Source organism: Pelagibius sp., assembly GCF_965249265.1.
GTDB lineage: Bacteria > Pseudomonadota > Alphaproteobacteria > Kiloniellales > Kiloniellaceae > Pelagibius.
Genome location: NZ_OZ252224.1, coordinates 236,688 through 249,403, shown reverse-complemented (window position 1 = coordinate 249,403; position 12,716 = coordinate 236,688). Strand labels below are relative to the sequence as shown.

Below are 12,716 nucleotides of genomic sequence, written 5' to 3'. Positions count from 1 at the left end.
TTAGCACTGCCAACAGGTCCGGGGCAAGCGGGTCAGCCAGTCACTCGCCGCTACCGCCCGGCCCACAAGCGAGCTTGCCCGGGCGGATGCAGGCCAGGGTCGGCAGGTCGTCGCCCGCCTCACCATTGCCGCCGCGCAGACCCTCGGCCATGGCCTGACAGGCGGGCAGCGACTGCTCCCGCGCGATGGTCATGCAGGCCAATCCTTCTCCGGGGCCTTCGCCCGTCTCCGTCGTCTCCAAAGCGACCAGCTCGTGAACCTGATCGTCGCAACGATCCTCAAGATAGGCGATGAGCGTATCGGTGACGTCGAAGAGATCCTCATCGGCCACACTCGCCATCAGACCCGGAAAGGGCATGCGGGTGTTCCCGAAGGTCACCTGGGGGTCGAGCATGTAGGCGGTCAGCGTCTCGCGGGTCCAGTGCTGCGGCTCGTAAATGCCGAAAGCCGAATCGATCTGCGCCGAACGCATGCCGCTTGAATAGCGAAATCCCGGCTCGGCGGCGATGCGGCGCCCGACGACACAATGCAGCGAAGGGCCGATGCGGTGTTCGCCGGGCGAGAGCGAATGGCAGATCGCGCACTTGCGGTAAAGTTCCGCACCGGAAGCAGTAGCGTTGGGCTCGTCATCGTAGAGTGCCAGCACGGCCTCCAGGTTCGGCAGGTCTTTCGACAGACCGTATGCGCCGAGCAGGCCGACGAGGACGACAAAGGGGGTGCGCAGCATCGCGGGCTCCTCTCAGACCATCAGCTTGACCAGAGGAATCAGGACCGCCGTGCCGAGGGCGATGTTCAAGAACACCGGCCGTTCATGTTCGGCGAGGCGGTCGAGCAAACGCCGGCGCAGGGGGCCGATCAGGAATTCGAGGTTCTGCAGCACGGCGGCGGTCGCCATGGTGACGGCATAGAGCAACGACGGCAGCGCCGCGGTCATGGAAAAGACCAGCAGGTTGGTGGAGCCGATGGCCAGTTGCTCCCCGGTCGCGACCGGCGCCAGATAGCTTTGCAGCGTGTAGCTTTCGAAAAGCACCCGCCAGGCGGCGAGCGCCTCGTTCAGGAAACCCAGGAAGTCGCCGCGCCCCAGGGTGTTGGCGAAGTAGCCCTCGACAATGCCCTCGGAAAAGATGATGCCCGAAAAAGTGAGGTTCATCGCCATGACGACAAAGAAGTACGACAGCACCAGTTGCAGAACGACGAGATACCAGACCGAAGGGGCGGTCGCGTTCTGGGTGGCGCGCAGCAGCAGCCGCGTGACGGTGAGCGAAATACAGTCGACCTGAAAGTTGGCCAGCAGCACCAGGAAGAAAGCGATGGTGAGACCGCGTCCACCCTCCCCGGCCGCGGTCTCGAAGAAGTTCGGCAGAGCGGTATCGGTCAGGATCACCACCAGCGTGATGAGGGAGGTCACGGTGCCGCTGAAGTAGAGGCAGTGCAGCACCGCACGCCACGACAGGATCGGCCCGAAATAGGCATCGAGGAAGGTTTCCACCGCGGCGGCGGCGCGGCAGGGAAAGCTGCCGAAGTTCGCCGCCGCGGCGGGCCTGTCTTCGGCGATACGGTCGAGCCGCGCCTTTACTTCCTGATCGCCCTTTTCCCCGAAAAGAAAGTCGAGGAATTTTCCCATCACCACCAGCATGGTCAGGAAGATCAGCAGCCCCGCCGTCATGATCGGGGACCGTCCATCAGAATCATCAACGGCTCTCCCTGCAGCGTTTCCTTGCGTGACACCGCACCGCCGAAAACGGTCTTGCGTATCCCTTCCATCGCAGACGCCTCCCCTTCGGCTCTGCCGCCGCCTCTCGCAGAACGCACCGCATGAGAATTCGCAGCTCCCGGCGAGTCTCCGGCGGTTCGGGCGGAAGCGCAAAGCCTAGTCCTGTCTGACGATTTTGTTTAGTCCCTCTCCGGAGCTACCCCCTTGGGGTTGGCACGCGCGCGCCGGATTCCATTGTTCGATCTCTACCGAAACCATTGCACAGCCTGGTGTTCTAGCCTTGTCCGACTCGAACCGGATAAAGGGGCGCGGCATGCTTCTCAATTACCTCTTCAGCCACTTCCATGAGGAAAACGACTTTGCCGAAGCAGCCGGGATTTCGATTGCAGACCTGAGGGAACTGCAGAACAGCCGGGTGATGCCGCTGGCGTCCTACATCGTCGACGGCCGGTCCCGTTCCACCTCTTTCGTGAGCAGCTTCGAAGACGACACCGTCTACCGCTTTCATCTCAAAGGCTATCTTGCCTGGCTGAAAACGATCGACCGCCTGGGCCTGGACAGCGAGGAAAGAGCACGGGCCTGCTTCGAACAGCGGTTCGATGCCGCGAAAGAGACTTTCCTGTCAGGCGGGCTGGGTGCGGAACTGGCCGCCCTGGCGCCGGATGTTCCCGCGCGTTTCGACCGCGACCACGCGGCGGCCACCTGGGCACATTTTCTGAAAGGCGTCTACGGCGTCTGCACGTGTGACGGTCAGCCGGAAACCGTTTTCCTCAAACAGATCGGCGTCATGTTCGTCGAGCGGATGGCGGAGACACCGCCCGGCAGGCTGTCAAATGATCGGCTGGCCCTGCTCGCGCGGACGGTCGACTTCCTGGACGACGTGGAGTCACCCTTCGCCCCCCATGAGGTAGCCCAGGCATCGCGGCAACGCTGCATCATCGACATCAGGGCACGCTACCTTGCCGCTCAGGCGGCGTGACCGCTTTTCCTCCCGCTGCGCGGGATGCCCCCTCACCCTCCCACTGCGTGGGCCCCTCCCTCTCCTACAAGGGGAGAGGGAATCATTGCGATCCGCTTTTTTTGTTCCCCCTCTCCCCCAACCATTGGAGCCTGGGTGGGAGAGGGCCGGGGTGAGGGGGACTTTTGTTTGCCGCCCTTTCTCACGCGCCCGCCCCTCCTTCCCCGCCAGGATCATCGGGCAGCCTCATCGGACGGGTCATCGGCGGCTCCTGCCTTGAAGCCGCCGCTTTGCTGCACATCTGCAGAACAGGTAATTCCGCATCGGGGCCTTGCCCTCCCCCGACACCCCCTTCATCTGAAAGGATCACCATGGAGCCCCCCGCCGCCGTTCCCGCCCCCCGCCCCGGCCTGCCCGGATCATGGGATCGTTTTGTCGGCCCCGGCATGGGGTGGCAGGAAACCGCCCTGGTGATCGGCGCGGGCAGCCTCGGCGCGGTCCTCACAGCCTGGGCCCTCGCCGCGCAGGGTGCGCCCCTCTTTCTCGTCGTTCTGGGTGCGGTCCTGGCGCTCGACGTGATCGGCGGCGCGGTCTGCATGGCAACGCAAACGACGAAGCGCTGGTACCACAGGCCCGGCGTCACCACCGGCCAGCTTGCGTCCTTCGTCAGCCTGCACCTGCTGCACATCGGCATCGTCGCCTGGGCGTTCCGGGGCGAGGGGTTCGACCTGACCTATGCGGCGGCGGTCTCCGCCCTCCTCATCACCGCGATGGTCGCGGTGCTGGCGACGCCGCGCCGCCTGAAGCTGCCGGTGGCGGTGACGTTCTTCCTCGCCGCAACCGGTCTTGCGCTCGGCGTACTGGGCGCGACGCCGGGGCTTGAGTGGTTTGTGCCGGTGCTCTTCGTGAAATTGCTGATCGGCCATCTCGTCCCGTGACGCGGGAAAGCCCCCTCACCCCGACCCTCTCCCACCCAGGCTCCAATGGTTGGGGGAGAGGGGGAAACAAAAAGGGTCGAAGTGAAAACCCTCTCCCCTTCGTGGGCTACGGCATTCACGGAATTGCTTCTCTTTGAGGCGATGATGTGATTCAAGCAATCCAGGTTTTTTTGGGGGATCTGGATGGCTGGGTTTGGAGACGTGCGTGTTGCGGGTAGGTCGGAATGGATGATGGACCAGTTGGTGTCGAGCGGCAGTTGCGTATTGCGCAAGGTTGGTGGTGACCGGGCTGGTGAGATGGCGTGCCACCGGTTTTTGTCTTCGCCGCATTCCAGCGTTGCGGCGATCCTGTCCGGCCTTGCGGCCCGGACGGCGGCGGTGTGCGCGGGTCGGCATGTGATCTGCATCCAGGATACGAGCGAGATCAACTTCAAGAACCGCGCGGCCAACCGCCGGGGTTTTGGATGCGGGGCGGATGGCACGAGCCCGGCCTTTTTCCTGCACCCGCTGCTTGCGGTGGACGCCGAGGACGAGGCGGTGCTTGGCCTTGTGGGGGCCGAGATCTGGACCCGGCCGCCGGTCAAGGCGGGCGATCGTCGGCGGCGTGCGCCTTCGGACAAGGAGAGCGGTCGCTGGCTGTCCGGGGCGCGCTGCGCCGGCGAGGGTTTGGCCGGCGCCGCCAGCGTAACCGTGGTGGCCGACCGGGAAAGCGACGTCTACACGCTGTTTGCCGGCAAGCCCGAGGGCGTGGAGCTTGTGGTGCGGGCGCGCCACGACCGTGGCTTGGCGGACGGGGAGAACGAAGCAGACGGGGCGGATGGCCGCCGCCTGTTCGAGGCACTGGCGGCGGAACCTGCGCAAGGCCGGTCTGTCGTGAAGGTCGGCCCGCGTGGGCCGGGCGACAAGGGCCGCGAGGCCACGGTGGAACTGCGGGCACGCCGTGTGCGGATCGTCCGCCCCTCGAGGCTGAAGAAGGCGCATGCCGCAGAGATGGTCGAGATGACCGTCGTCGAAGCGCGCGAGCCCGATCCGCCGGCGGGCAAGGCGGCGCTGCACTGGCGTCTGCTGTCGTCGGCGGACATCGCGCCGCAGCGTGCGGTTCAGCTCTACCGCCTGCGCTGGCGCATCGAGCAGCTGTTCCGAACCTGCAAGAGCGACGGCCTGCGCTTCGACGAAACCCAGATGCACGATGCCGGGCGGCTGATGAAGTTCGCCGCCATGGCGCTCGGCGCGGCGGCCCGCATCATGCAACTGGTCGATGCCCGCGACGGCTCGCGCCGACCGGCGACGGACGCCCTCGACGCCGGCTTTCTGCCCGCATTCCAGGCGATCTCCAAGACGCTCGAAGGCAACACCGAGCGCCAGAAAAATCCGCATCCAGCCGACAGCCTCGCGTTCCTCGCCTGGGTCTGCGCCCGCCTCGGCGGATGGAACTGCTACTACAAACCGCCCGGACCAAAGACCATGAAAACCGGTTGGCAAACCCTCGCAGCACAACTCACCGGATTCGCACTCGCAACAAACATCGAAAATGTGTGAATCCCATAGCCTTCGTGGGAGAGGGAGGGGCCCACGCAGTGGGAGGGTGAGGGGGCATCCCGCGATTGCGGGAGAAGACGCTTGCGGGTGACACCCTTTCCGCGCCACACCGGCCGACGGCGTTTCTGATATCCTGCCGGTCGATGAAGACTGAAGCCTGGGGATTTGACCGTCTTGGATCTTGAAACGGAGATCGCTGCCTATGACGGCAGGCACAAGGATGTGCTGGAAGCCATCGCGGCAAGGCTTCCGCCCGGCGGCGGCGCCGTCCGCGATCTCACCGCCCTGGCTCGGCGCGACGACGCCAAGCTGCAGGCCGGGGCGACCTGGCTGCTGAAGCACTTCCTGGAGTCCGGGCAAGAACAGGGCGTAACGTTCTCCGCGCAACAGAGCGGCGCCCTGCTGGCCCTGCTCGGTGAGGTGAGCCATTGGGAGGCGCGGCTGCACCTGCTGCAGATCCTCCCCGCCCTCACCCTGCCGGAAGAACGCAAGGCCGCCCTCTACCGCCTGCTGACGGGCAGCGACTACCTGCAGGCCTCCAACAAATTCGTTCGCGCCTGGACCTACAACGCCCTGGCGATTCTGGCGACGCGGTTCCCCGAGCTGCGCAAAACCGTCGCCCCGCTGCTGATCTCGGCACAGGAAGACGAAGCCGCCTCGGTCCGGGCGCGGCTGCGCAGGGTAATGAAAGAGAACCCCTGGGCGATTAAAAGGTCGTAGGCTGTTCGGATACTACGAATGTACTTTTTCCAGTCTTAGGATTTCGTGAAGCTCTGGAAAAGGCAAGCATAGAACTCCTCCCGAAATAAAACCAAAGGCCCTGGGCTGAGGATGCGGAATTAGGGAGAGGATCTCGACGCACCCGAAAACACATTCTGGATTGTTATCAAAGCAAGCTAGGCTGGTCGCTCAGTGCCTTCTTCTTCGCACCTTTTACTTTCGGCGGACCTGTGAGCGCGCCGGCCGCTTCCAGCGTGTCGCGATCTAGCAAAGGACCCGCGAGGATGCGGTCCAATAGGTCTTTCTGCTTCGGCTCCAACTTGACGACCCAGCCAAGGACGTTGAGCAGGTCGATCAGGTCCTTTGTGTATTCCGGGAGCCAGTGATCAGGCTGGATGCTGTCGAGTGGAGAGGGCGGGCGCTTGTCACCGATCAATGGGCGGGAACGATCTCGCTTTCTGTAGCTGAACCATTGTCGCAGCACATTCTTTCCCGATACCTCATACTCCCACATCGCGTTCGTCACATTGTCGATGTACCCTTTACCGACGTGAAGCCGGCGCTTCGAGGGGTCATAATCCATCTCTTCAGGCAACGGCTCCGGAGCACCGGGGATCGTCCCTTCAGAGGGTATTGTCGGTCGTTGGTCGGCGGGCAGTCGCGGCGGGCCCTTGGGGCGGCCATTCACCGGGTCAACCATACGCTCGCCGTAGCAATGGAGCCAGATGACTTCTCTGCCCAGCGCTGCTGCCTCAGCGAACAGTCTGGAATCTTCAGTGATTGGCACTCGCATACCTGGCTGCCGCAAGTCCTCGGTGAACCGGGCGGTAAAGGCCGGATGCGCAAGCAACGCGGCAATATAGGCCATCATGTCCTGCGCTGACATCTCCGCGCCGTAAACGGTCCCGAGGTGCTTCAGCAATGCAGGCTTGATGTTTGGTTTCGCGCCAGCCGCGTCCTGCCAGGTCGGAAAAGCGCGGCCTCCGAACGACCCTTTGTAGTGGTGGAGATCAGGAACACTGGCACAAAACGACAAGGCAGGACCAGAGGTTGGCGAATGCGCTAGGAGAACGGTCAGGTAGACTTGCTTAGTCGAGTGTATCGACCAAAGTGTGGGATTCGGCTGATTGATCAACCTCGCGTCTGGAATGACCCATTGCCGGTCAAAAGATCGAAACGGATACCGGATAGGGGATGCGATCGGACCAGTTTCCGTTGCAATTGTCTTTAGTGAGGAAGCGGCACCCGGCAAAGCTGTCCTGGCAACTTTGTTTATGTGCTTGTCACCCGGCTTTCCTCCACGCAGATGGGGGTGAAACAAAACCTCCTTTTTGGTCAGATCATGCTCCTTTATCAGCGCATCCCACCTGCTGACGAGTGATTGCTGATCCGGTGCGATCACCCAAGTGCGCCCGGGCATAACACCTGATCCGTCGTAGATGAACAGATTCTCCAGAAATGGGAACGTAGCCCATGCCCCAGCCGATTTTGCCTGAAACGGATCGCGCCAACCATCAAAACCCTTATCCCACCCGGAGCCATTGAGAGAAATCTTTGCAAGTTCATGGAACTTGTCCTCCCGCCGCCCCGAAGCGAGGGAACGGTACAGTACCTCCGCTGGCTTCGTCTCATCCTTCCCAGCCGGGCGCGCCGCGAGGACGATGCACACCGTCTGCTGCACACCCTGGAACATCCGCGTCGCGACCTCCGGTCGGTACCCCTCTGGCGAGCAGTCGATCACCCAGATATGCGAGCACTCGCGCCGCAGGTCTTCCCGCATTTTCTGAAACCCTGGCCCGTTCAAGAACCCGGCCACGGTGATAAAGCAAACGACACCCACTCTGTTTTCATCCGGCTCGCCGGTCGATGCGCCGTAGCCGGAGCCGAATACCTTCCACGTCGCCCAGCGCCAGAAATAGATATAGAGATTGCGTAGGTGTTTCGCGTGGGCGCCCACACCCCACGCCGACGGGGGTATCCAGCGCGCGAGTGGGGCCTCTCTGCCTTTAGTGCCTTCCTCGATCCATCCGCCGCGCCCCTTCGCCTTTTCCTTATACGGTGGATTGCCGATGACGACGGTGATCTCTTCCTCGCGCTTGATCTTGTTGGCGTCTTGGCGTGACTTGCCGATAGGTGCCAGCATCGCGGAAAAGTGTGTCTCATGGAAGGGATCGCCCAGCGTGTCGGTGATGAACAGCCGAGGCTCCGGAATCGTTGCTCCCTCGACCGTGGCCCTGCCGGTAAGATCCATGATTTCCGCGATCAACCGCAACTGCGCCACAGCGAATGGCCCGAATTGCAACTCGAATCCGATTAGACGTTTGATAGCGGCGTCGATTGCTCCCGGAACTGCCCCCGCCCCCATGTCGCCCTCGGCCGTCTTGGCGATTCGCCGCAGAACACCCAAGAGGTAGGTACCGGTACCGACCGCCGGGTCGGCGATTTTCACATTGCCGTCAGCGAGGCCCATGCCCTTGCCGAACAGCGTGGGCTCCCGAAGTGCCTCGTCCACCAGACGAACCATCGCCTCGACGACCTCCGGCGGGGTGTAATAGGAGCCGGTGCTCTTACGCAGCTTGTTGTCGTAGACCGCTAGGAAGTCTTCGTAGAAGTACAGCCACGCGTCGGCCTGCCCCTTCGACAGGGTTGCCCAGTCCACTACATCAAGTACGCGAATGAGTGTGTCGAGGGAAGTTTCGAGGGCCTTCCGGGTGTCGGCGTTGTCCGTCAGCAATCGAAGCGCGGACCCGATCAGCGAGTTTGCCTTGCGGAGTTCAATAGCGGCATGATCGATTCCGGCCTCCAGCGAGAGACCTTGGGACTTCGCCATCAGCAGTCCGAAAGCCACGGCCTGGGCGTAGCCGTCTGCGAACTGTTTGTCGTTGGCCTCGGGGAACAACAGATCTCGCCAATCCTGGGCGAGTGCTCTTAGGGATGCTTGCCCACGCCCGAGTTCTTCCTCAACCTCATCGCGGAGCAGGCGGCACAGACGCGCTGAGACGGCTGCTAGTTCCTTCGCGTTGCGCGGTGGAATCGGATTCCATGACAGGAAGTCCTGGTACAGCCCCACCAGCTCTGGCGGAGCCTTTAGGCTCTTGCCGCTGGTTTCGACATCTCCATCCAGGCGGATGACCTTGCCTTCCCGCTCACCATTGCGCCAGAGCGAGAACGCGTTCCCATCGGTATACAACAGGTTCGGTAAGCATCGAAGCTTGGTCCACTGGGTTTTGTCGTGCTTATCGGTGAACTTCCGTGGGTCCGCGCCCTTGCCGGGCGCCTTGACCTCGATGTGTCCGATCAGCGCTTTACTCCGGGTCACGGCAAAGTCCGGCCGGGTGGACAGCGCCGCCAGTGTGACCTCACCGACGAGGCTGACTGTTGCCGGTGGATAACCGGCTATTTCGACGATCTCCTTAAACAGAGACTCCAGCGGACTGCGGAGCTGGTCCTCGGGAGCCCCCGTCACAGCAGGGTTGGATAGTTTAGCCTTCGTGTCGGCGCCATAGTCAGACACCGCTTCCGCGAGACTTTTCTTACCACTCAAAATCGCCGACCCCCATCAGCATACGACGCAACAGTGTGCCATACCTATTTGTAACTGCAAGATTCTGTTCAAAAATATCTAAAAATTATAACCGTTGGATCATGCATCTCATTGCATCCATGGCGCGTGTGTAGCGATCACTCGCACTATTGAGCCAGTACATCCGCCGACTTTCCAGCCCCTACCTTTCCCAACCGCCGCCCCTTCAGGAAGTGGTGGCAGCAAACCCACCCCCACCGTTGATCCCGCAGGCTTCACTGCCCACCTCTTGATGGCCCGCCGGTCGCTGTGCCGGCCCGCGTTGATGAGGTGCCGCCGATGCTTGTCCGTCCCAAACCCCTTGCCGCTTATCCCTGGTTCATCCGGCTGTTTTTCTGGAAGCAGAAACGCACTTACGGGAAGGTGCTGGAACCCGGGCTTTTGTGGGGGCGCTCACCCTGGGTGTTTGCGGCGCTGGCGCTGCTCTACGGGGCGCTGAACCGCCGGGGCTCGCCGCTGGACCCGGCCCTGCGCTCCCTCGTCACGGTGCGGATTTCGCAGATCAATCACTGCGCCTTCTGCGTCGACGTGAACGCCGCGACCCTGGAAAAGCGCGGGGTCGGCGAAGACAAGATCCTGGCGCTGCAACACTGGCGGGAAAGCGACCTCTTCACCCCGGCGGAGCGGGCGGCGCTGGATTACGCGGAGGCGGTGACCGACACCCGCGGCGAGGTCACCGCTGCGATCCGCACCGCGCTGCAGGAGCGCTTCGACGAGGACGCCCGCGCCGAGCTGACCGGCCTCATCGCCTTTCAGAACATGTCGAGCAAGTTCAACGCCGCGCTGGACGTGCCCCCCCAGGGCTTCTGCCACGTACCCCAGTTGGTGCCCGGCCAGGACGCGGCACGCAAAACGGAGGCGCAGCGCGACGCGGCGGAGGGCTAGCGGCTGAAAGGCCGTCACCTTCCCGCTGACGCGGGGCGCCGATTGCCCCCTCACCCTCCCGCTGACGCGGGCCCCTCCCTCTCCCACGAGGGGCGAGGGTCATTCGGTGCGGCTCGTCTTTTGTTGCCCCCTCTCCCTTGACGGGAGGGGGTCGGGGTGAGGGTGACCTTCGCGGGCGAAAACGCCGCGGCCAGATCGCACCAAGTGGAATGGCCCCTCACCCTCCCGGCCGTCATACTCGGGCTTGTACCGGGTATCCACGCCTCGGCCCGTCTCGAACCCTTACCGTCGAGATCCTGCAAGGCAGCGCAATATGGACGCTCGGGACAAGCCCGAGGGTGACGGTTGGGGCGGGAGGATGACGCGGGGAGGATCACGGCGGGCAGATCAACGATCCGCTTTTAGGCCTGTACATCCCGTTCCCTTCCTGTCTTTGCTCTTCATAATCGCCGCTGACTGCTGGAATACGAGGACAGAATCCCCATGCTTGCCGTCAATCCGGAACTCTTCGCCGCTTATCTCTTCGCGACCGCCGTGCTGATTCTGATGCCGGGGCCGATCGTCACCCTGGTGATCGCCAATTCCCTGGCTTACGGGCAGCGCATCGGCCTTGCCACGGTGGCGGGGGCAAGCAGCGGCAACGCCATTCTGGTCGCCGCCGGGGCGCTGGGCCTGACCACGGTGCTGGCGCTGGCCGCCGACCTCTTCGAGGTGCTGCGCTGGATCGGCGTCGCCTACCTGCTCTATCTCGGCATCAAGCAGTGGCGCGCTGTCTTCACCGCCGGGGCGCAAGGGGAAGCGGCGCCGATGAAATCCCACAAGGGTGTCTTCGGCCAGGGGGTGCTGGTGGCGATCACCAACCCCAAGACGATTTTCTTCTATGCCGCCTTTTTCCCGCAGTTCATCGACCCGGCCCTGGCGATCGGCCCGCAGTTGCTGGCCATGTCCATCGCCTTCGTGATCATCGCCACCACGCTCGACGGCCTCTACGCCCTGCTGGCCAGCCGGGCGCGCGGCCTCTTCGTCTCGGCCCGGGCCAACCGGGTCCGCCATGGCATCACCGGCACCCTGCTGATCGGCACCGGTGTCGGGCTGGCCCTGGCCAGACGGTAGACGCCGAGACGGGAACGAGAGCTTCGCGGCGAGCTGCCTTCAGCGGAAAGGCTGTCACCCTCACCCCGACCCTCTCCCATCAAGGGAGAGGGGGAACAAATGTGCGCCACTCTATTTCCCTCTCCCCTCGTGGGAGAGGGAGGGCCCCGCGCCCCGATAAGAAGAATGGGCGGGAGGGTGAGGGGGAAGTGGCGATCTCACCTTGCGAGACCTAGTCCCCGAGGCCGCTCCTCCGGATGAGGTTTTCTTTCCCTTCCTCACCCTGAGGGGGCCGGAAAGGCCGCCTCGAAGGTTGTTTCCCGCACCACCACCCCGCGCGACAAACTGCCGCAGGTGGGTTTTCGCTGGTGCCGCCCTCCGCTCCGGGTCTATGTTCTGGGCATGAAAACATTCTTCTTCGTGGCCCTGCTGATCGCCATGCTGGTGACCCTGGGCGTGCTCGCCGTTGGCATGATCGGCATGGCCAAGGGCGGGGACTTCAACGACAAGTACGGCAACAAACTGATGCGCGCCCGGGTGATTTCCCAGGGTGTCACGCTGGTCATCTTCGCCCTGGCCGTGCTCGTCGGCCTGCAGGACTAAAACCACCCCGAAGCGTTTTGACCGGCGCCGAAGCGCTGTCTGCTGCTGCCGGAAATTCCAAGAGACTGAACCATGGTGAAACTGACCCGCATCTACACCAAGGGCGGCGACAAGGGGAAAACCGCGCTCAGTTCCGGCCAGCGGGTGGTGAAGCACCATCCCCGGGTGGCGGCCTACGGCACCGTCGACGAAACCAACGCGGCTGTCGGACTTGTCCGCCTGCACAGCGCCGAGCTGGCCGACAAGTCCATCGACGCGATCCTCAGCCGGGTGCAGAACGACCTCTTCGACCTGGGCGCCGACCTGGCAACGCCGGAGGTCGAGAACCCGGAATACCCGCCGCTCAGGATCACCACGCCCCAGGTCGAACGCCTGGAGCAGGAAATCGACCGGCTGAACGCCGACCTGGCGCCGCTGAACTCCTTCGTGCTGCCCGGCGGCAGACCTACGGCGGCCTACCTCCACCTCGCCCGCACGGTCTCGCGGCGGGCGGAGCGGGAGATCACCGCCCTGGCGGAGAGCGAGAGCATCAATCCCGAGGCGATCCGCTATATCAACCGCCTCTCCGACCTGTTCTTCGTGATGAGCCGCTATGTGAACGACAAGGGCGCCGGCGACGTGCTCTGGGTCCCCGGCGCGAATCGTTAGCCGCTCTCGCGGTTTCTACGGCGCCGGCCCGCTCCC

At 63.4% G+C, this 12,716-nt stretch carries 11 protein-coding genes; 8 read left to right on the top strand and 3 right to left on the bottom strand.

Annotated elements, in window-relative coordinates:
- Nucleotides 1–40: 40 nt before the first annotated feature.
- Both ACP146_RS01240 and ACP146_RS01235 read right to left on the bottom strand, forming a co-directional pair.
- Complete coding sequence (locus ACP146_RS01240; RefSeq protein WP_422364945.1) at nt 41–727, bottom strand: c-type cytochrome; 687 nt, start codon at nt 725–727, stop codon at nt 41–43.
- A gap of 12 nt (nt 728–739) precedes the next feature.
- Entirely contained in the window at nt 740–1,666 is a 927-nt protein-coding gene (locus ACP146_RS01235) for a hypothetical protein (RefSeq protein WP_422364944.1), read from the bottom strand.
- A 361-nt stretch (nt 1,667–2,027) separates the two neighbouring features.
- Between ACP146_RS01235 and ACP146_RS01230 the strand changes: the two genes are divergently transcribed.
- The 4 genes from ACP146_RS01230 (at nt 2,028) to ACP146_RS01215 (ending at nt 5,869) form a co-directional block, all read left to right on the top strand.
- Complete coding sequence (locus ACP146_RS01230) at nt 2,028–2,693, top strand: DUF6058 family natural product biosynthesis protein (protein WP_422364943.1); 666 nt, start codon at nt 2,028–2,030, stop codon at nt 2,691–2,693.
- A gap of 350 nt (nt 2,694–3,043) precedes the next feature.
- Nucleotides 3,044–3,610 (top strand): hypothetical protein, encoded by a 567-nt coding sequence (locus ACP146_RS01225; RefSeq protein ID WP_422364942.1) that lies wholly within the window; start codon nt 3,044–3,046, stop codon nt 3,608–3,610.
- Nucleotides 3,611–3,793: 183 nt separating this feature from the next.
- Entirely contained in the window at nt 3,794–5,149 is a 1,356-nt protein-coding gene (locus tag ACP146_RS01220) for an IS4 family transposase (RefSeq protein ID WP_422364941.1), read from the top strand.
- Between the two features lie 174 nt (nt 5,150–5,323).
- A complete protein-coding gene (locus ACP146_RS01215) occupies nt 5,324–5,869 on the top strand; it encodes a hypothetical protein (protein ID WP_422364940.1) in 546 nt (181 codons plus the stop codon).
- Nucleotides 5,870–6,035: 166 nt separating this feature from the next.
- Here ACP146_RS01215 and ACP146_RS01210 read toward each other — a convergent pair whose 3' ends face one another.
- Nucleotides 6,036–9,413: a type ISP restriction/modification enzyme gene (locus ACP146_RS01210; RefSeq protein WP_422364939.1), complete on the bottom strand. Its 3,378-nt coding sequence runs from the start codon at nt 9,411–9,413 to the stop codon at nt 6,036–6,038.
- 318 nt (nt 9,414–9,731) lie between these two features.
- Here ACP146_RS01210 and ACP146_RS01205 point away from each other — a divergent pair, with 318 nt between their 5' ends.
- From ACP146_RS01205 to ACP146_RS01190, 4 genes are all read left to right on the top strand, one after another.
- Nucleotides 9,732–10,337, top strand: coding sequence for a carboxymuconolactone decarboxylase family protein (locus ACP146_RS01205; RefSeq protein ID WP_422364938.1), 606 nt, complete (start codon nt 9,732–9,734; stop codon nt 10,335–10,337).
- Nucleotides 10,338–10,820: 483 nt separating this feature from the next.
- Nucleotides 10,821–11,450 (top strand): LysE family translocator, encoded by a 630-nt coding sequence (locus ACP146_RS01200; protein WP_422364937.1) that lies wholly within the window; start codon nt 10,821–10,823, stop codon nt 11,448–11,450.
- A gap of 381 nt (nt 11,451–11,831) precedes the next feature.
- A complete protein-coding gene (locus tag ACP146_RS01195) occupies nt 11,832–12,032 on the top strand; it encodes a twin transmembrane helix small protein (RefSeq protein WP_422364936.1) in 201 nt (66 codons plus the stop codon).
- 72 nt (nt 12,033–12,104) lie between these two features.
- Nucleotides 12,105–12,680, top strand: a complete 576-nt coding sequence (locus ACP146_RS01190; protein ID WP_422364935.1) for a cob(I)yrinic acid a,c-diamide adenosyltransferase — start codon at nt 12,105–12,107, stop codon at nt 12,678–12,680.
- Nucleotides 12,681–12,716 lie beyond the last annotated feature (36 nt).